The 24,023-nt window shown below is 41.2% G+C and carries 23 protein-coding genes; 10 read left to right on the plus strand and 13 right to left on the minus strand.

The window, feature by feature from the left end:
* Positions 1–11 precede the first annotated feature (11 nt).
* From ACHSBP_RS11835 to ACHSBP_RS11850, 4 genes are all read right to left on the minus strand, one after another.
* Positions 12–443 carry a DUF962 domain-containing protein gene (locus ACHSBP_RS11835; protein ID WP_010560100.1) on the minus strand — a complete coding sequence of 144 codons (432 nt, stop codon included), beginning with the start codon at positions 441–443 and terminating at the stop codon, positions 12–14.
* Positions 444–529: 86 nt separating this feature from the next.
* Positions 530–952, minus strand: a complete 423-nt coding sequence (locus tag ACHSBP_RS11840) for an acyl-CoA thioesterase (protein ID WP_010560101.1) — start codon at positions 950–952, stop codon at positions 530–532.
* Positions 953–954: 2 nt separating this feature from the next.
* Positions 955–1,770 carry a M23 family metallopeptidase gene (locus ACHSBP_RS11845; RefSeq protein WP_010560102.1) on the minus strand — a complete coding sequence of 272 codons (816 nt, stop codon included), beginning with the start codon at positions 1,768–1,770 and terminating at the stop codon, positions 955–957.
* The gene (locus ACHSBP_RS11850) at positions 1,763–2,617 is read right to left on the minus strand and encodes a 6-carboxytetrahydropterin synthase (RefSeq protein WP_010560103.1); all 855 of its coding nucleotides are present in this window, start codon (positions 2,615–2,617) and stop codon (positions 1,763–1,765) included. The genes ACHSBP_RS11845 and ACHSBP_RS11850 overlap by 8 nt, the downstream gene beginning before the upstream one ends.
* A 146-nt stretch (positions 2,618–2,763) precedes the next feature.
* Here ACHSBP_RS11850 and fabA point away from each other — a divergent pair, with 146 nt between their 5' ends.
* A complete protein-coding gene (fabA, locus tag ACHSBP_RS11855; protein ID WP_010560104.1) occupies positions 2,764–3,279 on the plus strand; it encodes a 3-hydroxyacyl-[acyl-carrier-protein] dehydratase FabA in 516 nt (171 codons plus the stop codon).
* Between the two features lie 55 nt (positions 3,280–3,334).
* Here fabA and rmf read toward each other — a convergent pair whose 3' ends face one another.
* The 9 genes from rmf to ACHSBP_RS11900 all read right to left on the minus strand — a co-directional run bounded on the left by rmf (position 3,335) and on the right by ACHSBP_RS11900 (position 13,340).
* Positions 3,335–3,505, minus strand: a complete 171-nt coding sequence (rmf, locus tag ACHSBP_RS11860; protein ID WP_010560105.1) for a ribosome modulation factor — start codon at positions 3,503–3,505, stop codon at positions 3,335–3,337.
* A 420-nt stretch (positions 3,506–3,925) separates the two neighbouring features.
* Complete coding sequence (locus ACHSBP_RS11865) at positions 3,926–5,767, minus strand: protein kinase (RefSeq protein ID WP_395388945.1); 1,842 nt, start codon at positions 5,765–5,767, stop codon at positions 3,926–3,928.
* 88 nt (positions 5,768–5,855) lie between these two features.
* A complete protein-coding gene (locus ACHSBP_RS11870) occupies positions 5,856–6,617 on the minus strand; it encodes an SDR family oxidoreductase (RefSeq protein WP_010560107.1) in 762 nt (253 codons plus the stop codon).
* Between the two features lies 1 nt (position 6,618).
* Positions 6,619–7,515: a 3-hydroxyisobutyrate dehydrogenase gene (gene mmsB / locus ACHSBP_RS11875; protein WP_395388979.1), complete on the minus strand. Its 897-nt coding sequence runs from the start codon at positions 7,513–7,515 to the stop codon at positions 6,619–6,621.
* Between the two features lie 2 nt (positions 7,516–7,517).
* Complete coding sequence (locus ACHSBP_RS11880) at positions 7,518–8,621, minus strand: enoyl-CoA hydratase/isomerase family protein (protein ID WP_010560109.1); 1,104 nt, start codon at positions 8,619–8,621, stop codon at positions 7,518–7,520.
* Entirely contained in the window at positions 8,621–9,397 is a 777-nt protein-coding gene (locus ACHSBP_RS11885) for an enoyl-CoA hydratase (protein WP_010560110.1), read from the minus strand. The genes ACHSBP_RS11880 and ACHSBP_RS11885 overlap by 1 nt, the downstream gene beginning before the upstream one ends.
* 10 nt (positions 9,398–9,407) lie before the next feature.
* On the minus strand, positions 9,408–10,565 hold the full coding sequence (locus tag ACHSBP_RS11890; protein WP_395388946.1) for an acyl-CoA dehydrogenase family protein: 1,158 nt from the start codon (positions 10,563–10,565) through the stop codon (positions 9,408–9,410).
* A 35-nt stretch (positions 10,566–10,600) separates the two neighbouring features.
* A complete protein-coding gene (locus ACHSBP_RS11895) occupies positions 10,601–12,091 on the minus strand; it encodes a CoA-acylating methylmalonate-semialdehyde dehydrogenase (protein ID WP_395388947.1) in 1,491 nt (496 codons plus the stop codon).
* A 52-nt stretch (positions 12,092–12,143) separates the two neighbouring features.
* Positions 12,144–13,340 (minus strand): acetyl-CoA C-acyltransferase, encoded by a 1,197-nt coding sequence (locus tag ACHSBP_RS11900; RefSeq protein ID WP_395388948.1) that lies wholly within the window; start codon positions 13,338–13,340, stop codon positions 12,144–12,146.
* Between the two features lie 288 nt (positions 13,341–13,628).
* On the opposite strand from ACHSBP_RS11900, the gene ACHSBP_RS11905 reads away from it, so the two are divergent.
* The 9 genes from ACHSBP_RS11905 to asnB all read left to right on the plus strand — a co-directional run bounded on the left by ACHSBP_RS11905 (position 13,629) and on the right by asnB (position 24,017).
* Positions 13,629–14,027: a MerR family DNA-binding transcriptional regulator gene (locus ACHSBP_RS11905; RefSeq protein WP_010560114.1), complete on the plus strand. Its 399-nt coding sequence runs from the start codon at positions 13,629–13,631 to the stop codon at positions 14,025–14,027.
* Between the two features lie 48 nt (positions 14,028–14,075).
* The gene (locus tag ACHSBP_RS11910; protein WP_395388949.1) at positions 14,076–15,251 is read left to right on the plus strand and encodes an isovaleryl-CoA dehydrogenase; all 1,176 of its coding nucleotides are present in this window, start codon (positions 14,076–14,078) and stop codon (positions 15,249–15,251) included.
* Between the two features lie 8 nt (positions 15,252–15,259).
* A complete protein-coding gene (locus ACHSBP_RS11915; RefSeq protein ID WP_010560116.1) occupies positions 15,260–16,867 on the plus strand; it encodes a carboxyl transferase domain-containing protein in 1,608 nt (535 codons plus the stop codon).
* A gap of 9 nt (positions 16,868–16,876) precedes the next feature.
* Complete coding sequence (locus tag ACHSBP_RS11920; RefSeq protein WP_010560117.1) at positions 16,877–17,644, plus strand: enoyl-CoA hydratase/isomerase family protein; 768 nt, start codon at positions 16,877–16,879, stop codon at positions 17,642–17,644.
* An 11-nt stretch (positions 17,645–17,655) separates the two neighbouring features.
* On the plus strand, positions 17,656–19,617 hold the full coding sequence (locus ACHSBP_RS11925) for an acetyl/propionyl/methylcrotonyl-CoA carboxylase subunit alpha (protein WP_010560118.1): 1,962 nt from the start codon (positions 17,656–17,658) through the stop codon (positions 19,615–19,617).
* On the plus strand, positions 19,617–20,516 hold the full coding sequence (locus ACHSBP_RS11930) for a hydroxymethylglutaryl-CoA lyase (protein WP_010560119.1): 900 nt from the start codon (positions 19,617–19,619) through the stop codon (positions 20,514–20,516). Before ACHSBP_RS11925 ends, ACHSBP_RS11930 begins: the two co-directional genes overlap by 1 nt.
* Positions 20,517–20,550: 34 nt before the next feature.
* Entirely contained in the window at positions 20,551–21,249 is a 699-nt protein-coding gene (locus ACHSBP_RS11935; protein ID WP_010560120.1) for a CoA transferase subunit A, read from the plus strand.
* A gap of 8 nt (positions 21,250–21,257) precedes the next feature.
* A complete protein-coding gene (locus ACHSBP_RS11940; protein ID WP_395388950.1) occupies positions 21,258–21,914 on the plus strand; it encodes a CoA transferase subunit B in 657 nt (218 codons plus the stop codon).
* A gap of 441 nt (positions 21,915–22,355) precedes the next feature.
* Complete coding sequence (asnB, locus tag ACHSBP_RS11945; RefSeq protein WP_010560122.1) at positions 22,356–24,017, plus strand: asparagine synthase B; 1,662 nt, start codon at positions 22,356–22,358, stop codon at positions 24,015–24,017.
* The last annotated feature ends 6 nt before the right edge of the window (positions 24,018–24,023 follow it).

Here is a 24,023-nt window from a genome sequence, read left to right on the forward strand (position 1 = left end):
TATTTGGCCTTTTACTTTTTGTCAAAACTAAAAATCGGATTAAATACCCAAGCAGGCCCTATGAGTAAAAAGCTCAAGTCATCAAAAAATGATGGCTTTTTACCTTCTACTTTATGCCCCACAAACTGAAATATCCAAGCGACAACAAATACCGCAATGGCAATTTCAATCACATAAATTGAAATACTGCTCGCAACGTAAATACACAGCCCAGTAAAAATCAACATTACAAAACCAAGTTTAATGCTCAGAATAAAATAAAAGAGTAATGCGGCCAGCGTGATAGCACCAAGAATAACGTGCCCCGTTAGCCCTGGTATTGCACTAATTAGCGCTACAACAGAGAAGTAAATAAGCGGCACTGCGACTTTGTGGATTTTAATGTTGGTGGGGTTTTGATGGCTTTCGCCATACAAAGAAAACCATTGTTCAATCGTTTTCATAATTACCTCAGTGTTATTAGATTTATTAGAATAATTACACTAACAACAATAATACACTGAGGTATAAAAAGCCAATTTGCTCGATGCTATTCGAAACCATTTATCATTTTGTCACATACAACCGGTGTTGGCTTATGCTCGGCATCGACAGCAACAAATGTAAAACTACCTGAAATAGCCTGATGCTTGTCATCTTTGTGCATAGTTTCAAGGTAAATAACTACCTCTACTTTCAAACTGGTATTACCTACGTGTACCACTTTAGCTACAAGCTCAGCAAAACTGCCTGCAGGGATCGCCTCTTTAAAATCAACGCGATCAGAAGAGATGGTTACTAAAGGCTTACGACAAAAACGTGTTGCAGCAATAAACGCCACTTCGTCCATCCATGCAAGTGCATCACCACCAAATAAGGTGTTGTGATGATTTGTACGACCTGGAAATACCGTTTTAGTTACAGAGGTAATTGAGTCTTTAATACGTTGTTCAATAATATCTTGATTTGTCATGATTACTTTTGTTTACTCGCAAGCTGAACTTGCATTAATAGTGCGGGATCTAGGCGAACTTGACCCCAGTTTAAGCGCCAATCTAAATGAGGCCCAGTAACGCGGCCAGTAGCGCCTATTTCAGCGATTTTATCGCCTAATTTGACTTCCTGACCTTCTTTAACGTGCAGTTTATGAAGGTGAATATAGGTTGTGGTTACGCCATAACCATGGTCAAGAATAAGCGTACCACCTGAGTAATATAAGTCGTTATTGGCAAATACAACTTTACCTGAAACGGGTGCATATACAGGTGTACCGGTTTTGTTAGCAATATCTAACCCAAAGTGTGGACGTTTAGGGGTACCATTGAAATAACGCTGACTACCATACACGCCAGAAATACGTCCTGTCGCAGGGCGATAAAGCGGCGACAAAAAATCTTCTCGATGAGAAAAGGTACTGCGTGCCTCTTTCACGGCTTTTGCTTCTTTTTTAGTGCGCGTAAGCACTGATTTTGGCGGAGAAACATATTTCTTTTCTACACCAGTAATTTTATCAATGTCGTAATCACGCTTGGTTATTACTATCGGTTGCGTTTGCCAGCTGCCATCAGCAGTTTGCCAAGAAAGCGTGTGTGTTAATGTTTCATCGCGGCCAAAACCAAAAACAAAATGGCCTCCGGGGGTAATCGCAAGCGGTTTATCGTTTAGCTTAACCTGCTTAGCGTTTTTTATATGACCTGTTACTAAGCCACCTTGGGTTAAATGCCCTTTTAGCTCTAATGCTTGTGCTGAACTTATAATTGAAAGACTTAATGCCAACAGTTTTTTAAGCATATGCAATAGCTCCTTTCCCAACACCTTCATAGGCGGCTACGCGATAAGAATTCTCTGGGTTATCATTTTTTAATGTTTGTACAACATGTTGTGCAATGCACTCAACGGTTGAATCAACCGGTAAAATATCGGTAACCGCTTCACTGATGCTTAGCTCAAAATACCCTTGCGATGCGTTGTAGGCAGAGTGAACACCATTTTCAATTGGTGCTACAAACTTAAGTTCGTTTGCGTTGATACGATCCTCTGCACTTACAAGGTAAATATCTTGCCACTTTTGACACCAAAGCTTGTTAAGCCTTGGGCTGCGCATGCCATTTTCTTCAATTTCAATGGTGCTGCGATGACCGTGAATAATACGCTGACAATTACCATCGTGTTTTTTCAAACCATGACTATAATGATAATAAAACCCGTTGGTGTGTTCTGGTCTTAAGTTCAGTATGATTTTACTTACGTTACTAGGTAGTTGTGGCAGTATTGTTTGTTCTAAAAAGCCTTTAACACTGGTTTCGTTGATTTTATCTGTATCAATCAAACAAAACGCTTGATGAGGCGAACTGACGGCAAGCTGATGCTCGCCAAAGCTAAAACTAACATTGGTTTGTTCACCGGCCTCAGAAATAACCGCATCGCCTTGTGTTGCAATCGCTAATTTATGGTCAATCACATCATCTATAATGCGTTTCACTTGTTTTTTAACCAGTGAAAAATCAAGCACCATTGATTCGTCGTTTAAATCGCCATGCATTTCAAGGTCGACGATCCAACTTTCACCCAATGGACCACGGTCTTTACAAAGGTAAGAAAAATCAATAACGGTTAGGTCTTTTACAAATAAAATCATAGATAAGCTGCGCTTTTTAACAATGCTGTAATTATAAAGGGATAACGTGGCTATTAGTAGCAAATTGTTGTAATTCAACTGTTCGGAGTTGTTTGGCGTACAAGTGTAAGCTAAAGTAGCCGGAAAAATTTAAGAAGAAAGAAGTTATGGAACAGAAAAACAGTTATAGCAAAGCCGAATTAGAAGCATGTGGTCGTGGTGAAATGTTTGGAGAAGGCAATTGCCGCCTTCCGTCAGATAATATGCTCATGATGGACCGCATCATTAAAATCGCCGATGAAGGCGGTGAATACGGTAAAGGCGAAATCATTGCTGAGCTTGATATCGACCCTAGCCTGTGGTTTTTTGACTGTCACTTTAAAGGTGACCCAGTAATGCCAGGTTGTTTAGGTCTAGACGCTATGTGGCAGTTAGTGGGCTTTTTCTTAGGTTGGTCTGGTGGTCCAGGTCTTGGCCGTGCATTAGGTGTTGGCGAAGTTAAATTTACAGGCCAAATCTTACCAACAGCTAAAAAAGTAACGTATCGTTTAAATATGAAACGTGTAATCAAGCGTAAATTATTTATGGGTCTTGCAGATGGTACGGTTGAAGTTGATGGCCGTGTAATCTATGAAGCAAAAGATTTAAAAGTAGGTCTTTTCCAAGATACTAGCGCGTTTTAATTTAAAACGAGCAGATACAAAAACGCCCACTTTGTGTGGGCGTCGTCTCCTAAAACTATGATTTAAACATTGTGCGATCTTCCATCGCTTCTCGCCATCCACCGAGCCATTGAGATCTTGGATCAATATTGTCATACGGACACATTTCTTTGGAACGACCTGCTAGGCCTGCTTTGTAACCTTGAGAATGTGCTCTTTCTAAACGATCTCTTTTTTGTCTCTTCATAGGTAATGTCCTCACCTTCTTATTAAACTAATTGGATGTTGAAGTTGGGCAAAGGCCCTTAACCAATAACTTAAAAAATTCGTAACGGTCTCACGTTACAGTTACGGTGTTTAACATTTCCTTGTTAGCAATCGTTGCTAACAAATGGAAGTGCTCTACATAGATTTAAGTTGCTCCTTTTTACATTATGAGTAAGTGAACTGGCTCAAAGGCCACATGTCTAGAAGACCATATTTATAAGGTTAGATCAAACACAGAAAACATGTTAGATAGAATAAACATGACAAATGTATGAAGATTTAATTGCATATTTGGGAAATCAATGCAGTTTTGTGTAAATAGGAAAATTATTTTTTAATGAAGTGACAATAAGCGAATAAATATTTTTATTTGTGTTTTTTTTAAAACAATTTTTGAACTTTATTTATTACCTCTATCTATTTGATTTTCAATGAATAGTTTCGGATTTTTCGGGTAGTAAAAGCTAGGGTGTTGATCGCAAAGAGAAAACTCACGAGTGTTTTTATACGGCAACTTCATAAAGCCCGCAATACCATGATCTTTGATCCGTACGATGTTTGCCATAATGCGGTTTAACAGATTTTCAAACAGGCCTTTTTTGCTAGGTTCTAACAAGCGATAGTAATAATGCACTTTGATACGTTCAGGCAGCGACTCAATAATAATGCAACCTGTATGGTGAATTTGGTTTAAGCCAAAAACTGCTTTTAAAATTTCATTGGGTAACGTTAGTTGTTCGTCTGGGTCTTTACCATCTTCAAAATAACTGTGCGGCCTTACTATTTCGCTATCAGGCATTTCAGAGACGGAATAATGCAAGGTTGGCATTTCATCGAAAATGAGTGCACCTTCTTGGTCGCGCTCAAGCTGAATGGTTTGCCTTGCATCGAATAAACAACACTTAAACAACCCTTTTTGCTTAATGCCTTGAGCAATACGAATGGTATTGTTTACCGCTTGAGTAAAGGCTGTGCGATATGATTCATCGTGCAGCACCAAATTAGATTCAACATACAAATTATCTTCACGCCATTGATAACTTAAGCCGCCTACCACAGGATATTTAGCTAAACGTGAAATAGACGCCAAAAACGCTTTTTCAGTATCCCCCATATCCACTAAAAACTCTTTGTAGTAGCGATCAAGCTGGGCATCTTCAACCTTAGCAAGTTGCTTTTCACTGTCGGCTTGACGTAAAAATTGTTTTCGAGAGCTATACACTACGGTATCAGGCTTATCATCAAAGGGATGATGCCAAAACGGAATAAGTGCTTTGTCTTTATGAAGTGGTAAGTCAGGTAAATAGCTTTTGGCAATTTTTGGCATGTTTTTAATAAAGTAATCGCCTGATAAATCGCGAGTGGTTTTATCTTTACTGAGCATGCCATCGATAATACTGGCAAACTCAACCGGTAAGCCTAAACTTTTAGCGGGTAAGATTTGATTACCAAAACGACATGATTGTGCAGACGCTAACGCATAAAGTGTAGATGCTACACCTTGTTCATCAAAACGAGGCGAGGATTTAGCCCCCGACATCTGCTCATCACCAATAAAATAAACATCGCCCATGCGTGCATTTGAATAATTCGCATCATGGCTCATTAAATCCATCATATTGGCTGCAACGGGATTACCAAAACCGTCTTCTTGCGCAAACACACTTGAGCCCCAATCAACTAACGAAAACTGGTTTGTGTTTTCATCCCACACAATATTAGAAGGTTTAATATCACCGTGCACTATAGGCTGTTCGGTAAAGCCAGTTTTATGATTGCGAAGTGCCAGCAAAATATTGCGAAGTTCAAGACCCAGATTTACCAAAAAAGGCACTGACACGCGGCCTTGTTGTAAGCTGACTTGTTCTAGGTTATCGCCTTTCGCATAGGCCATCATTAAAATGCCCTGCTTTTTAATGCGCTCAAAGGCATAGAATTCAGGCACCATAGGATTTTTTACCTGAGAAAGCATGTAGCCTTCATCTTCTAAGCGATCCCGAACACTTTGTGCAAGGGTAATACGTGAAAACTTAAATACGCATTCTTTACCTTGAGTATTGGTGCCAACAAAAACAAAACCAAATGCGCCTGAGCCAATTACTTTAACGTGATGGTAGCCAAGTTTTTCTAGCTGCTTTTCGCAAATTTTCAGCCATTGCTTATGTTTTTTAGCATCAATGTGTGAAAGCAAATAAATTGATTGCTCTTCATTGATATAAAAATTACGAATGGCTTTAGACATGAAAGGAAATAAACTGTGTTTTTATTGATTATAAAGAAAAAAACGAGTGAAAGACCACTCGTTTTTAGATTTAAACGCGCTTTAATGGTTAGAAAGTGATACCTCCATCAATTTCCATTACGCGGCCAGTAACAAAGTCATTTTCAAAAATAAAGTTCGCTGTATGCGCGATTTCATCTGCTTCACCTAAACGACCAACAGGCTTCATTTTAAGTAAACGCTCTTTCGCTTCAGGTTTCATTGCATCTGTCATGGCAGTGCGGATAACACCGGGTGCAATAGCAGCTACACGAATACCATAACGGCCTAGTTCACGTGCCCAAGTGGTCGTCATTGCAACAACGCCGGCTTTTGATGCTGCGTAATTGGTTTGTCCCATATTGCCTGCTCGGGCCACACTCGACATATTAATAATAACGCCTTTATTCCCGTTATTAACCATATGGTTTGCCGCTTCACGGCCACACAGAAATACACCTGTTAGATTAACGTCAATGACCGATTGGAACTGCTCTAGTGACATTTTTTTGGCCACTTTGCCCTCTTTGACTTTTAAAAATAAACCGTCACGTAAAATGCCTGCGTTATTTACTAAGCCATCAATCTGACCAAAATCGCTATTAATTTGGTTAAAGGTGTCTTCAACTTCTTGTTCTTGCGTTACATTACATACGTAAGTGCGAATAACGCCCGTTGTGGTGCCTAATTCAGATTTCGCATTTGCAAGCATCTCTTCTTGCATATCAATAAGGGCAATACTCGCGCCTTTATCTGCAAAATGTTTTGCCATCGCAAGCCCTAAACCTTGCGCACCTCCGGTAATAACAATGTTTTTACCATTTACTTGCATATTATGAATCCTTATTAAACAACTTAAAGATTGAAGAGAAATCGAGATTACCCATCTCTTGATTTTGCATTAACTGATATAAGCTTTGCGATAAACGGCCAAGTGGTACATTTGATTGACTGCTGCTTGCCGTATCCATAGCAAGGCCAAGATCTTTTGCCATTAAATCAACCATAAAGCCACCTTTATAGTCATTTGAGCTTGGCACATTTTCAAGCACATTCGGGCAAGGGTTATATAATTCTAACGTCCAGTTACGGCCAGAACTTTGCAGCATAATGTCTGACAAAACCTTAGGATCAAGGCCGTTGTCGATACCCATTTGAAGCGCTTCGCTGGTACCGGCCATTAAAATTGCAAGTAGCATGTTATTACAGATTTTAGCCACCTGCCCTGCACCGTGGTCGCCCGCATGGAAAATGTTTTTACCCATGTCAGCTAAAACGGTTTTTGCATTTTCAAACTCAGTAACACTGCCGCCCACAATAAAAGTTAACGTGCCATTCGTCGCGCCCGCTACGCCACCAGAAACAGGTGCATCTACAAAACTAACGCCACGTTTGGCAAGTTCGCTTGCAACAAATTTAGCCGTATCCGCATCAATGGTGCTGCAATCAATCACTTGTGTATTATTTGTAAGCGCAGCGCCAACACCGTTTTCATCTAAATAAATAGACTTAACGTGCTTGCCAGCAGGTAGCATAGTAATGACAAAGTCTTTCTCTTCCGCACATGCTAAGGCAGTTGTGGCGCTATTAGCACCTTTTTCAACCAGTTCAGACACTGCTGAGTCATTTAAATCAAATACCGTAACTGCATGACCTGCTTTTACAAGGTTTGCAGCCATCGGGCCGCCCATGTTACCTAAACCAATAAATCCAATATTTGCCATGATTATTCCTATAAATCCGTTAGTGGATGCCCGTTTGACCATTCAACATTAAAGAATGATGCAATCACATCGCTATCTACATTGCTGATGGCGTCAAATTGCCATTGAGGTGCATTGTCTTTATCAATCAGTAATGCGCGCACACCTTCTTTAAATTCACCAAGTTGACCACAACGTACGCTCATACCTAGCTCCATTTGAAAGCAGGCTTTGAGTGATAAGCCATTTGCACGATTAAGCTGTTGATATACTAGATGTGCACCCAGTGGGCTACCATGTGAAAGGCCTTTTTGCGCACGTGTTAGCCATTTATCGTCTGTTTCAAACGATAAAATGGCATCTACTTTATCGGTAAGTTCGTCTACTTCTGCCATTGCAGCAAATACTGCGTTGTGCGATTCAACATTGGCTGGCAGGTTAATATCACTTTTCGCGTTAAACGTTGTTAATAAATGACTTAATGCTTGATGGTTTTCATCAGCATTGGTTGACCACTTTGTACTTATAAGTGAATCTATTAGCTCACTTTTAAACTGATGCTCGATTACGGTATCGCCTAAACCAATATAAAGCGCATCTTGGGCATTCACCGATGCACCGGTTAATCCCAAAAATAAGCCTACTTGCGTTGGCATTTTATTTAGAAAATAGCTGCCACCGACATCAGGGTATAAACCAATGGTAAGTTCAGGCATAGCGATACGCGATGATTCAGTTAACACACGGTGAGATGCACCAGCCATTAAACCAAGGCCGCCACCCATAATAATGCCATTACCCCACACACAGATTGGTTTTGCATAATTATGAATAAGGTAATCTAAACGATACTCTTTAGTGAAAAACGTCTCAATGTAATTGCTTGGCTCGCCGGTATGCATTGCATTGTACAAGCTAACTACATCACCACCGGCGCAAAACGCTTTATCGCCCGCACCTTGTAACAGCACCATGCTAACCTTTTCATCACTTTGCCAATCAAGTAACTGGTTATAAAGCAGCTCAATCATTTCAAGATTAAGCGCATTAAGTGCCTTTTCAACGTTTAAGGTTGCGATACCGATAACAAAGCCGTTATCGGTATTTTTTGTTTCAAACGTAACAACAGCCATTAGCCGTTCACCCAGTTTGCTTTACGCTTTTCTAAAAAGGCATTCACGCCTTCTTTTTGATCTTGCGTATCAAATAGGTTGATGAAAAGTTCACGTTCAAGTGGTAAAGCTGAACTCATAGTGCCTGAGCGGCTATGTTGGATCAGTGATTTACACGCAGCAACCGAAGTTGGGCTTTGTTCTTCAACTTGTTTTGCAAGCGCAATTGCTTTATCAAACGCTTCGCCTTTAGCAACAACCTCTTCCACAAGTCCAATATTATGGGCTTTCTCGGCAGTTAATCGCTCACCACATAAAATCATGCGTTTCGCCCAGCCTTCTCCAACAAGCCATGCAAGGTTTTGCGTACCGCCAGCACAAGGTAATAAACCCACTTTTGCTTCAGGCAATGCCATTTGCGCTTGTTCTTCAGCAATGCGTAAATCACATGCAAGTGCAACTTCTAAACCGCCACCCATGGCATAACCGTTAATCGCTGCAATAGATACACCACGGAAATTACTTAACGCTTCAAACGCCTGGCCAAAAATAATAGACATTTCAGCGGCAACGCCTTTGTCGCCACTTGCAAATAGGTTTAGGTCAGCGCCAGCTGAGAAGAATTTTTCACCTTCCCCTGTGATCACAAGCGAATACACATCTTTATTGTTATTCAGATCAGCGACCATATCACGCAATTGCGTTAGTGTTTCTTTGGTCCACGTATTTGCCGGTGGATTAGACATAGTAACAACTGCGATATGCCGTTCAATCGATAATTTGATTTGTGCGCTCATTGTGCTCTCCTTACAAAATCTCTTGTGAACCTTCAGCCAAAATACGACGACCAATAATTAGGCGCATAATTTCATTTGTGCCTTCTAAAATTTGGTGTACACGCACATCACGGAAGTGACGCTCTAACGGGTATTCTTTGATGTAACCATAACCACCGTGAAGTTGCAGTGCATCGTCACATACTTTAAAGCCAACATCGGTTGCATAGCGTTTTGCCATTGCACAATACGTGGTGCGCTCAGGATCTTTTTCATCCAATTTAAATGCAGCAAGGCGTACCATTTGACGGGCAGCTACCAGTTCTGTGCTCATATCAGCAAGTTTAAATTGAAGTGCTTGGAATGCTGCTAATGGTTTGCCAAATTGCTTACGCTCAAGCATATATTCTTTAGCTGTGTTAAGTGCTTGCTGCGCAGTACCAATTGAACAGGTCGCAATATTAATGCGGCCGCCATCTAAGCCCATCATGGCAAATTTAAAGCCTTCGCCTTCTTGACCAAGTAAGTTTTGTTTTGGAATACGTACACCATCAAACGAAATAAGACGTGTCGGTTGCGCGTTCCAACCCATTTTTTCTTCTGCTTTACCGTATTCAATACCTGCAGCATTGGCATCAACTACAAACGCCGAAATACCTTTCGGGCCATCTTCACCAGTGCGCGCCATAACTACTAATAAATCTGTTTCGCCTGCACCTGAAATAAACATTTTAGAACCAGAAATAACGTATTCATCCCCTTCTAAAACCGCTTTGGTTTTAAGAGATGCGGCATCTGAACCGGAACCTGGCTCTGTTAAACAATACGATGCAAGCAATTGCCCCATCACAAGTTCATCACAATACTGCGCTTTAACTTCATCAGTACCAAAGCTTGCAATCATCCAAGTTGCCATATTGTGAATGGTCAACATCGCAGTGGTTGCCGTGCATCCCATTGCCAACTGCTCAAAAATAATGCTCGAATCAAGACGCGATAAACCAAGACCGCCAGCTTCTTCAGGCGTATATAAACCACAGAAACCTAGTTCACCGGCTTTTTGGATTACGTCTTTTGGAAAAATATGTTCTTGATCCCACTTGCCCGCATTTGGTAGTAATTCGCTCATCGCAAATTGTTTAGCGGTTTCTGCAAACGCTTGTTGATCTTCTGTTAGATTAAAATTCATAGTCACCCCTTTGAACGGCAGATAAGGCAAATGCCTTATCGTAGGTTGATACTCATATTTGGACCGGTTGCGATATCATCTTCAAACCAGCGTGCAGTAATTGTTTTAGTCTCAGTGTAAAAGCGAACACCTTGTTTACCATAGGTATGTTGGTCGCCGTAGAATGAGCCTTTCCAACCAGTAAATGAGAAGAAAGGAAGTGGTACCGGAATTGGCACATTAATACCTACTTGGCCTACTTCAATTTCATGCTGGAATTTACGTGCTGCCGCACCGCAAGCTGTAAATAAAGACGTACCATTACCGTATGGGCTTTCGTTGATGATTTGGATTGCTTCATCAAGCGTATCAACGCAAATACACGCAAGCACAGGACCGAAAATTTCTTCTTTATATAAGTCCATTTCGCGCGTTACATCAGTAAATAACGTTGGGCCTACCCAGTTACCTTTGTCATAACCTTCAACAACAAAGTCAGAGCCATCAATTAAACACGTTGCACCTTGCGCTTTACCACTTTCAATAATTGATAAAATACGTGCTTTTGCTTGTGGCGATGTTTGTGGGCCATAGGCTGCTTCTGGGTCATTCCAAACGCCAGGACGTACTTTGGTAAATTCTTCTTTTAATTCGTTAATCCACTCTTTTGATTGACCAACAAATACAGCAACTGAAATACCCATACAGCGCTGACCAGCCGCACCAACAGATGCACCAACAAGGTTTGAAATAGCGCGCTCTTTTTTCGCATCAGGCATAATTACCATGTGGTTTTTAGCACCAACACAGGCTTGAACACGTTTAAGATTCGCTGTACCACGTGAATAAATGTACTCACCAACACCACATGAACCAACAAATGAAATTGCACGTACACTTGGCTCATCTAAAATACGGTCTACTTGGTGTTTTGTACCATGAATAACCTGTAATACACCTTTAGGTGCGCCAGCTTCTTCAAACAGTTCAACTAAACGCATTGGTGTAAGCGGATCTTGCTCAGACGGTTTTAAAATAAAGGTATTACCGCAAACAATCGCCATTGGGAACATCCAAAGTGGGATCATCGCAGGAAAGTTAAATGGTGTAATACCAGCACACACACCAAGTGGCTGCATATACGAATAGGTATCGATATTACGCGCTACGTTTTCAACGGTTTCACCCATCATTAATGCAGGCGCGTTAGCTGCTTGTTCAACAACTTCAATACCACGCCACACATCGCCTTTAGCATCTTCAAAGGTTTTGCCTAATTCGTGACAAATAATGGTTGCTAGCTCGTCATGGTGTTCTTTTAAAAGTGCTGCGTAGCGCATCATAATGCGTGCACGTTCTGTTACAGGAACATCTTTCCACGTTTTAAACGTTTCTTTAGCAGAGGCAATTGCTTCATCAATTTCGCTGTCTGTTGCTAATGGCACTTGTGCCAGCACTTCTTGGTTAGCTGGGTTTACAACATCTAACCATTCATTTGATCCCGATTGGCGCATTTCGCCATTAATATATAAAGGAACCTTTACCATTATTCTTCTCCCCAAATAAAAAAAGGCGCATCAACGCGCCTTTAATTTTTAATTATTTTACTTCGATTGCCATTGCGACCGCTTCGCCACCACCAATACATAGTGATGCTACGCCTTTATTTAGGCCACGGTTTTTCAGCGCATGAATAAGCGTTACTAAAATACGCGCGCCACTGGCACCAATTGGATGCCCAAGTGCACACGCACCGCCATTCACGTTTACTTTATTGTTATCAAGTTGCATTTCGTTAATAGCAAGCATAGTTACCATGGCAAATGCTTCATTAATTTCCCAAAGATCAACGTCTTCTTTTGACCAGCCTGCTTTGTCTAACACCTTTTCCATCGCACCAATTGGCGCTGTCGTAAATTCAGCTGGAATATGAGAATTTGTTGCATGGGCTTTAATTTCACACAGTGGTGTTAAACCAAGTTCTGCTGCTTTTGACGCTTTCATTAAAACAAGTGAAGCTGCACCGTCAGAAATTGACGATGAGTTTGCTGCTGTAATGGTGCCGTCTTTTGCAAATGCAGCGCGTAGGCTTGGAATTTTCTCAGGACGCGCATTACCTGGCTGCTCATCAATTGCTACTGTCACATCACCTTTACGGCTTGAATAGGTATGTGGCGCAATTTCACCTTCAAATGCACCACTTTCAATTGCAGCGTTGGCTTTAGAAAGAGATGAAATGGCAAACGCATCCATATCGTCACGGGTTAAACCGTACTTATCAGCCGTTTCTTGAGCAAAACAACCCATTGCTTTGTTGTCGTAAGCATCTTCTAAGCCATCGGCCATCATATGATCTTTAATTTCACCATGACCCATACGGAAACCGCCACGTGCTTTTGGTAAGAAGTAAGGTGCGTTACTCATGCTTTCCATACCGCCAGCAACCGCAACGTTAATGCTGTCTGCTTTAATTAAGTCATGGGCTAACATCGCTGCTTTTAAGCCTGAACCACATACTTTATTAATAGTTGTTGCGCCTGTTGCTAAATTAAGCCCTGCCTTTATCATTGCTTGACGTGCAGGTGCTTGGCCAAGACCTGCAGGTAATACGCAGCCCATAATGACTTCGTCAATCATATCAGCGTTTAAATCACAGCTTTCAATACTACTTTTAATTGCTGTAGCACCTAAATCAGTTGCATTTACCGATGATAAAGCACCCATAAAACCGCCCATTGCAGTGCGTTTTGCACTCACAATTACAACCGGATCGATTTGAGAATTTTCAACAGACATTTGTTATCTCCAAAATTTATATGTTTTCAGCATACATAAAAATTACGTTTACGCAAACGTAAATCTAGATGTCATACCTTTTATAGTGTTAAGAAATAATGACAATGAATGGCAACTATGTATTGAAATTAAGGCGGTAAGCTTGGTAAAGCTCGTTGGCGAACCAACATTTATTGCATATACCTACGACTAATTGGGGTAGATAAATACTCTCTCCCAAGTATGCAGCTTTACCTTTACGTAAACTTCACTTATAGTTAATTACCAAATTAATGAGGTGTAGTTTAGATGAGTACAGAAAATACAGAACAGACCTTTAGTATTAGCGAACTTGCGAAAGAATTTGACATAACAACTAGAAGCATTCGTTTTTATGAAGACCAAGGTTTGGTTACGCCCCGCCGTCAAGGGCAAACACGTATCTATAGTAAACGCGATAAAGTGCGTTTAAAACTGATCTTACGAGGTAAACGCCTAGGATTTACGCTAGCTGAAACAGGCCGTTTGTTCGAGCTGTATGATGCCGACAAATCAAGTGCAACTCAACTTAAAATTATGCTTGAGCTAATCTCTGATAAAAAAGCACATCTAGAACAGCAAATGGATGACATTAAAGTTGTTTTAATGGAACTGGTTACCGCTGAACGACGCTGTCGTGACACACTTAAAAACCTAGACGACGCTTAAAATAATAATCACACCTTATGACAACAATACATCAATAGGATACACACAATGAGCACCGTTTCTCTTTATAAAGAATTAAATTTTGGTCTTGGTGAAACAGCCGACATGATCCGTGACCACGTAAATAGTTTTGCAACTAATGAAATTGCCCCACTCGCTGAAAAAACTGATATCGACAATATGTTCCCAAATCAGCTTTGGCCAAAGTTTGGTGAAATGGGTTTATTGGGCTTAACCGTTGATGAAGAATTTGGCGGTTCTAACCTAGGTTACCTTGAACATGTAATTGCAATGGAAGAAATCAGCCGTGCCAGTGCGTCAATCGGTTTAAGCTACGGTGCACATTCAAATTTATGTGTAAACCAAATTGCCCGTAACGGTAACCAAGTGCAAAAAGAAAAATATTTGCCAAAACTTATTTCAGGTGAACACATTGGTGCGCTTGCCATGAGTGAACCAAACTCTGGCTCAGACGTTGTTTCTATGCGTTTAAAAGCCGAAAAGCGTGGCGATAAATACATTCTCAACGGTAATAAAATGTGGATCACCAATGGTCCAGATGCAGATACCTTTGTTATTTACGCAAAAACGGATTTAGAAGCGGGCCCGAAAGGCATTACAGCTTTCATCGTTGAAAAATCGTATCCAGGTTTTAGTCAAGCACAAAAACTCGATAAATTAGGTATGCGTGGCTCAAACACTTGTGAGCTTGTGTTTGAAGATTGTGAAGTACCAGAAGAAAACATTCTTGGCGAGTTAAACCAAGGTGTAAAAGTGCTCATGAGCGGCCTTGATTACGAGCGTGTTGTGCTTGCAGGTGGTCCACTTGGCATTATGCAAGCGTGTATGGACATTGTTGTACCTTATATTCACGAGCGTAAGCAGTTTAATACTGAAATTGGTAACTTCCAGCTAATTCAAGGCAAGATTGCTGATATGTATACGCAAATGAATGCCGCACGTTCTTACGTTTATACCGTTGCAAAAGCCTGTGACCGTGGTGAAACAACCCGTAAAGATGCTGCTGGCGCAATTTTATATGCCGCAGAGCTGGCTACCAAAATGGCACTTGATGCAATTCAAATTCTAGGTGGTAACGGTTACATCAATGAATATGCCACAGGCCGATTACTGCGTGACGCAAAGCTCTATGAAATTGGTGCGGGTACATCTGAAATTCGCCGTATGCTGATTGGTCGTGAACTATTTAACGAAAGTAAATAGGATGTACCATGACCATATTAACTTCAAATATTAACCCGCTTGATTCTGACTTTTTAGCAAAAGCTGAATCAATGCAGCTACTGGTTGATGACTTAAAAGCTAAAACGCAAGAAATCACCCAAGGTGGTGGCGAAAGCCTTGTTGAACGTCATCGCAGTCGCGGTAAATTATTTGTCCGTGACCGCATTAATTGTTTATTAGACGAAGGTTCACCGTTTTTAGAAGTATCGCAATTTGCAGCTTTTGGCGTGTATCCAGAGCAAATCCCATGTGCTGGCGTAGTCGCAGGCATTGGCCGCGTTAAAGGCGTTGAATGTATGATCATCGCAAACGACGCAACAGTTAAAGGCGGTACCTACTTCCCTATTACGGTAAAAAAACACCTGCGTGCACAAGAAATTGCAGAGCGTTGTCATTTACCGTGCATTTATCTAGTTGATTCAGGTGGTGCTAACCTGCCTGAGCAAGATGAGGTATTCCCAGATAAACTGCATTTTGGCCGTATTTTCTATAACCAAAGCCGTATGTCAGCAAAAGGTATTCCGCAAATTGCTGTGGTAATGGGCTTATGTACCGCAGGTGGCGCTTATGTACCAGCAATGGCAGATGAAAGTATTATCGTTAAAGAGCAAGGCACCATCTTTTTAGCAGGTCCGCCTCTTGTAAAAGCAGCAACAGGTGAAGAAGTATCAGCCGAAGAACTTGGCGGCGCAAATGTGCACTGTAAAACATCTGGTGTTGCCGATCACTACGCTGAAAATGATGAGCATGCCCTTTCAATTGCACGCCAATGTGTATCGCGTTTAAATCATACACGCCCTACTGCCCCAATTTTAACAAGTTTCAAAGCTCCTCGTTATGATGCGAAAGAAATTTACGGCATAGTAGGTACCGACCTTAAAAAACCATTTGATGTTCGTGAAGTGATTGCCCGTGTTGTCGATGATTCATCGTTTGATGAATTTAAACAGTACTTTGGCGAAACCTTAGTCACCGGCTTTGCTGAGATCTTTGGTATGCCCGTAGGTATTGTTGCCAACAACGGAATTCTTTTCTCAGAATCAGCGCAAAAAGGCGCGCACTTTATTCAACTTTGTGCTCAGCGCAATATTCCATTAGTGTTTTTACAAAATATTACCGGCTTTATGGTGGGTAAAAAATACGAAGCTGAAGGCATCGCAAAACACGGTGCGAAAATGGTAACAGCTGTAAGCTGCGCTGATGTGCCGAAGTTCACTATTTTAATTGGTGGTTCGTACGGTGCTGGTAACTATGGCATGTGTGGCCGTGCATTTGAGCCAACCATGATGTGGATGTGGCCTAATGCTCGTATTTCAGTAATGGGTGGTGAACAAGCCGCTGGCGTATTAACCCAAGTAAAACAAGATGGTTTAAAACGTAAAGGCCTTGCAATGAGCGATGATGAAGTTGCGGCATTCAAAAAGCCTATTATTGCGCAGTATGAAGAACAAGGTCATCCGTATTATGCCAGTGCACGATTATGGGATGACGGCATCATCGACCCTGCTGAAACACGAAACGTACTCGGACTTGCTTTAAGTGCAGCTAAAAATGCGCCAGAGCAAGAATCGAAGTTTGGCGTATTTAGAATGTAGGAGTAAGTGATGTCTGTAACCTTAACAATAACAAAGCAGAAAGTTGCGACGCTTACAATTGAACGCAGCGAAGTACATAACGCATTTGACGCACACACCATCGCACAACTTATTCAACAAATTGAATATGCCAACACTTTAGATATTCGCGCGTTAGTTTTAAAAGGCGAAGGTAAGCATTTTAGTGCTGGTGCTGATTTAAACTGGATGAAATCCATGGTGTCTAATACGTTTGAAGATAACGTAGCGGATTCAATGGAGCTTGCCCGTTTAATGCAGGTACTGTTTGAAACCAAAGTGCCTACCTTATGTTTAGTACAAGGCGCGGCTTTTGGTGGTGCCCTAGGTTTAATTGCCTGTTGTGATATTGCGGTAGCTAATGAAAAAGCGAAATTTTGCCTAAGCGAAGTAAAACTTGGTCTTATTCCCGCAGTTATAAGCCCATATGTAATTAATGCAATTGGTGAGCGACAAGCGCGTCGTTATTTCCAAACGGCTGAAGTGTTTTTTGCCGATAAAGCTCTTGCCCTTGGTTTAGTTCATGAAGTATCAGATTCACCAGAAGATACACTCGACACCCTACTTCATGCAATTTTACAAAACGGACCTGAGGCTACAAAGCAAGCAAAACAGCTTATTTGTGATGTAGCAAACAAATCGATTGATAACGATTTACGACAACTGACTGCAGAACGTATTGCCCAAATTCGTGTATCGGATGAAGGACAAGAAGGTCTGCAAGCCTTTTTTGATAAACGCAAACCTAGCTGGCAATAGAGAGCATCACCATGATTAATAAACTTTTAATAGCAAACCGCGGTGAAATTGCGTGTCGTATTATCAAAACAGCACGTCGTCTAGGCATTAAAACAGTTGCGGTTTATTCCGACGCTGATATTCATGCCGAGCATGTAAAATCAGCGGACGAGGCCTACCATATTGGCGCAGCACCAAGCCGTGAATCTTATTTAGATGGCGATAAAATTATTAATGTTGCGCTTAAAGCAGGTGTAAATGCAATTCACCCGGGCTATGGTTTTTTATCAGAAAACACACATTTTGCTGATAAGTGCGAGCAAAATAACATTATTTTCATTGGTCCAAGCAGTGAAGCGATTAACGCTATGGGGTCAAAATCACGCTCAAAAGAGCTGATGTTTGAAGCCAATGTGCCGCTTGTACCCGGTTACTATGGTGAAAACCAAGACCCAGCATTTTTACTTACAGAAGCGGAAAAAGTGGGCTTTCCAGTTTTAATTAAAGCGACCTATGGCGGTGGCGGTAAAGGCATGCGTGTGGTACGCGATAGCGCATCATTTAACAAAGAGTTAGAAGGTGCAAAACGAGAGGCACTTGCTGGCTTTGGCAACGATAAAGTGCTGATTGAACGCTATGTTGAAGCACCGCGTCACGTAGAAGTGCAAGTGTTTGCAGATAACTTCGGTAACTGTATTTATTTAGGCGATCGCGACTGTACACTGCAGCGTCGTCACCAAAAAGTGATTGAAGAAGCCCCAGCGCCTGGTTTAAGCGCTGAGCTTCGAAAAGAAATGGGAGAAGCGGCGGTACGCTGCGCCAAAAAAATTAACTATAAAGGCGCAGGTACCGTTGAATTCTTATTGTGTGGCGATGAATTCTTCTTTATGGAGATGAATACACGCTTGCAAGTAGAGCACCCTGTTACTGAATGTGTGGTGGGTCAAGATTTAGTAGAATGGCAATTAGCCGTGGCTAGTAACGAGCCGCTACCGCTAGAGCAAGACCAAGTAGTGATTTCTGGCCATGCTTTCGAAGCGCGTATCTACGCAGAAGAGCCAAGTGATGACTTTATGCCATCTTCAGGTGTATTAAGCCTATTTGATATGCCAAATGAGCATGCAAGTGATCTTTCAGCAGTAAGAATCGATACGGGTGTAATTGAAGGTTCTGAAATCTCGGCATTTTACGATCCGATGATTGCAAAACTGATTGTGCATGGTGCCAATCGCACAGTTGCGTTGCGCCAGCTATCACTTGCCCTTGAGAAAACAGCCATTTCAGGTGTTGCGACTAACGTAAGCTTTTTGCATACCTTAGCAAATCACCCAAGTTTTATTGAAAGCCCAACTAGCACCCATTTTATAGATGATCACATTAGTGAGCTAACGCAAAAAGATGAACAAGAACAGACTCTGCAATTAATAATGGCGGCGCTTGTTTATATTAATGCAAATACGTGTCAAACAAGTACATCACCTTGGAATACGCTTACCGCATTTAGCTTAAATGCCAGTAATCATTATACCTTGCCATTTGTTGATTTTAACCTTGAGTGCCAGCGTAATAACGATGCTATGACCTTGGTTTACGATACTGAACACTTTGCAGTAAATGCCGATTTTAACGGTAACAACCTCACCGCATTTATCAACGGTGAGAAACACACGGCGAAGTTTGTATTAGATGAGCAGTCTATTGCGATTATGCACAGTGGTAACACTCACCAATTTGCATTGAAAAGTAAGCACTATGTGGCTGAAAAACAAAATGATGGTAATAGTTTACAAGCACCACTTAATGGCACAGTAGTCAAGCAAGTGGCAAGCGTAGGCGATAACCTTAAACAAGGTGATGCAGTTATTATTATTGAAGCGATGAAAATGGAATACACCTTAACGGCACCATTTGATGGCCAGTTAAGCCAATTTTATTTTGCTGAGGGCAATCTTGTATCGCACGGTGACCTACTTGCTAAAGTTGAGGAAGCGTAATGCAACCAAAGTTTGTAAAAGTAGTTGAAGTAGGCGCTCGTGATGGCTTGCAAAATGAAGGTTCAGTTTCAACACAAGATAAAGTTTCGCTGATTAACGCTTTAGCAAAAGCGGGTGTTAAGCATCTCGAAGCCGGAGCTTTTGTGTCACCCAAATGGGTGCCACAAATGGCTGATTCTAGCGATGTATTACGCCAAATTGATAAAAGTGCACTCACTACATTCAGCGCACTTACACCTAATTTAAAAGGCGCTGAGCTTGCATTTAATGCAGGCGCAAATGAATTTGCCATATTCACTGCGGCAAGCGAAGCCTTTACCCAAAAAAACATTAATTGCTCGATTGATGAATCCATAGCACGTTTTCAACCTGTAATGGATTTTGCTAAGCAACATAATATTCCGGTACGTGGTTATGTGTCGTGTGTTATGGGTTGCCCCTACGATGGTGCTGTTAGCCTTGATACTGTTGTAAAAGTAACCAAAAAGCTTTTAGCTATGGGCAGTTACGAAGTATCGCTGGGTGACACCATAGGTGTTGGCACACCTCAATCTACCGAACAATTATTAAACGCCCTGCTTGAGCAAGTATCCGCTGACAAGTTAGCTGTACACTTTCACGATACCTACGGCCAAGCACTTGCTAACGTGTATACCGCGCTTAATATGGGCATTAAAACCGTCGATTCAGCGGTTGCAGGCCTTGGTGGCTGCCCTTATGCTGCTGGTGCGTCAGGAAATCTTGCCACTGAGGATTTAATTTATATGCTTAATGGACTTGGCATTGAGCATGGAATTGATTTAGAAATGCTAGCCCAAGCAGGTTGGCAAATTAGTGAAGCATTAAATAAACAACCAACAAGTAAAGTTTCACTGGCATTACAAGCCAAACTAACTTAACCGATTTCTCGCCCTACTCGTTCAGGAGAATTTTATGGCAGGTTTTAATAAGGTCGTCGACAATTATCAAGACGCACTTGAAGGCATTAAAGACGGCGATACTGTTATCGCAGGCGGATTTGGCTTATGTGGTATTCCAGAGGGCTTAATCGCAGAAATTAAACGTAGAAAAACCACTGATCTTACCGTGGTTTCAAATAACTGTGGTGTGGATGATTTTGGCTTAGGTATTTTATTACACGATAAGCAAATTAAAAAAATCATCGCATCATACGTTGGTGAAAACGCGATTTTTGAACAGCAGTTACTTAACGGTGAAATTGAAGTTGAGCTAACACCACAAGGTACGCTTGCCGAGAAAATGCGTGCTGGCGGAGCCGGTATCCCTGCGTTTTATACCGCAACGGGTTACGGTACACCGGTGGCTGAGGGCAAAGAAGTAAAAGAGTTTGACGGTCGCCCGTATATTCTTGAAGAGTCAATTACCGGTGAATTTGCCATTGTAAAAGCGTGGAAAGCAGATCGCTACGGTAACTTGGTGTTTCGCCACACAGCAATGAATTTTAACCCTATGGCCGCAACAGCAGGTAAAATTACCGTAGCTGAAGTGGAAGAGATTGTTGAGCCTGGTGAACTATCACCAAGCGAAATTCACACCCCAGGCATTTATGTTAACCGCGTGATTAAAGGTAACTTTGAAAAACGCATCGAACGTGTAACTACAAAAGACTAGGAGGCAACATGGCGTTATCAAGAGAACAAGTTGCAATGCGTGTTGCACAAGAACTACAAGACGGTTATTACGTTAATTTAGGCATTGGTATTCCTACCTTAGTGGCAAACTATGTACCCGATGGTATGGAAGTCATGCTGCAGTCTGAAAATGGTTTGTTAGGTATGGGTCCATACCCTACACGTGACCAAGTTGACGCGGATATGATCAACGCGGGTAAAGAAACCGTTACAGCAGCCATAGGTGCGGCAATATTTAATAGTGCCGAAAGCTTTGCAATGATCCGTGGTGGTCATGTAGATTTAACAGTACTTGGTGCCTTTGAGGTTGATCAACAAGGAAATATTGCTTCTTGGATGATCCCTAAAAAGCTTGTTAAAGGCATGGGTGGCGCAATGGATTTAGTGGCAGGTGCAAAAAATATTGTCGTTACCATGACCCACGCCAATAAACACGGTGAATCAAAGTTACTTGAATCATGCACGTTACCACTGACAGGCGTTAACTGCGTTAAGAAAATCGTAACCGATTTAGCCGTGTTAGAAGTAAAAGACGGTGCATTTTATTTGTTAGAGCGCGCACCTGGTGTAAGTGTTGATGAAATTATCAGTAAAACGGCTGGTAAGTTAATTGTTGAAGGTGATATTCCTGAAATGAAAGTATAAACCGCTTACACAGTAACAGTTCCTCATTCCCGGTGTAATGAACACTGAGAAACCCAACAAAAACCCCTCAATTGAGGGGTTTTTTCTTTAACCCTATCGACAAAACGACTTAATAAATTTATCACGTCGCATTAAAAGGCTAATAAATGTCTTTGTTAAAGCCAAAATCTAGTTTTTTGATTAACTGCATAAACTAGCTCAAAAATACTTTTTTGTGCGAAAAACACACTAAATTATCGATTTGATAATATTCATTGTAAATCATCGTTAATTATTAATAATCCAATCATTGAGAGCTTATATTTTTAACGAATTCACAATCAAATTGATAAATCATTATTTTTTGTTCATTTTGATGTGACATTTGATTTTTGGTTTGGTACAAATTAATTAACAAACTTATCCAAGATAAGAAAAATTGACAGGAATGAGGAAAGAAGTATGTGTTCAATTTTTGGCGTACTAGACATTAAATCAGATGCAGCGCAGTTGCGTTCACAAGCAATCGAAATGTCGAAGTTACTTCGTCACCGTGGCCCAGATTGGTCGGGCGTATATTCATCAGAAAAAGCAATTTTGGTACACGAGCGTTTAGCCATCGTTGGTGTTTCAAGTGGCGCGCAACCACTTTATAACCCAGAGCAGACACACGTACTGGCAGTAAACGGTGAAATTTATAACCACAAACAATTAAAACAAGATCTAAGCGTAGACTTTGAATTTCAGACCGAATCAGATTGTGAAGTCTTACTGGCTCTTTATAAACAAAAAGGGCCTGAATTCTTAGATGACCTAAACGGCATTTTTGCATTTTGTTTATACGATGAAGAAAAAGACGCATACTTAATTGGCCGTGATCACATTGGTATTATTCCACTTTATACCGGTCATGATGAGCATGGTAACTTTTATGTTGCATCTGAGATGAAAGCCCTTGCACCTATTTGTAAAACCATTGAGGAGTTTCCTCCAGGTCATTACTTATGGAGTCAAGATGGTGAAATTCGCCCTTATTACGCACGTGACTGGCAAAGTTATGATGCGGTAAAAGATAACGAAGCAAAAGTAAGCGATGTAAAAGAAGGCTTAGAAGCGGCAGTTAAACGTCAATTGATGTGTGATGTGCCTTACGGCGTATTATTATCGGGCGGCTTAGACTCATCGGTAATCTCAGCAATCACGCAAATGTTTGCCGCTAAACGTGTTGAGGATAACGATGAATCGAGTGCCTGGTGGCCTCAGTTACACTCTTTTTCTATTGGCTTAGAAGGTTCGCCAGATCTAGCTGCTGCACAAAAAGTAGCAGACAGCATCGGCACAGTACACCACCCTATTACCTTTACAATTCAACAAGGTATCGATGCGCTTAAAGAGGTTATCTACCACATAGAAACATATGATGTAACAACCATTCGTGCGTCTACACCGATGTATTTAATGGCACGTTATATTAAAGCCATGGGCATTAAAATGGTGTTATCAGGTGAAGGTGCTGATGAGTTATTTGGCGGTTATTTATATTTCCACAAAGCGCCAAATGCTAAAGAGTTCCATGATGAATTAAACCGTAAAGTAAGTAAGTTACACCAATTCGATTGTTTACGAGCAAACAAATCGATGGCAGCTTGGGGTGTTGAAGCGCGTGTACCATTCTTAGATAAAGAATTTGTTGATACCGCAATGCGTATCAACCCTGAAGGTAAAATGTGTAAAGACGGTAAAATCGAGAAACACATTATTCGTGAAGCGTTCGATGGCTATTTACCAGATGAAGTATTATGGCGTCAAAAAGAGCAGTTCTCAGATGGCGTTGGTTATAGTTGGATTGATACTTTAAAAGAGCATGTTGAATCAATCGTAAGTGACCAAATGATGGAAGCTGCTGCGTTTAAGTATCCGATTAACACACCACAAACAAAAGAAGCCTATTACTATCGTTCAATTTTTGAAGAGCACTTCCCAGGTGATGCTGCAGCGAAAACTGTACCACATGGTAAGTCGGTAGCCTGCTCTACTGAAGCCGCTCTTGAATGGGATGAAAGCTTTAAGAACAACGCCGATCCATCAGGTCGTGCAGCGGGTGTTCATAACGAAGCGTATTAATAATTC

It is taken from the genome of Pseudoalteromonas sp. XMcav1-K (assembly GCF_044005875.1).
In the GTDB taxonomy this organism is placed as follows: Bacteria; Pseudomonadota; Gammaproteobacteria; order Enterobacterales; family Alteromonadaceae; genus Pseudoalteromonas; species Pseudoalteromonas spongiae.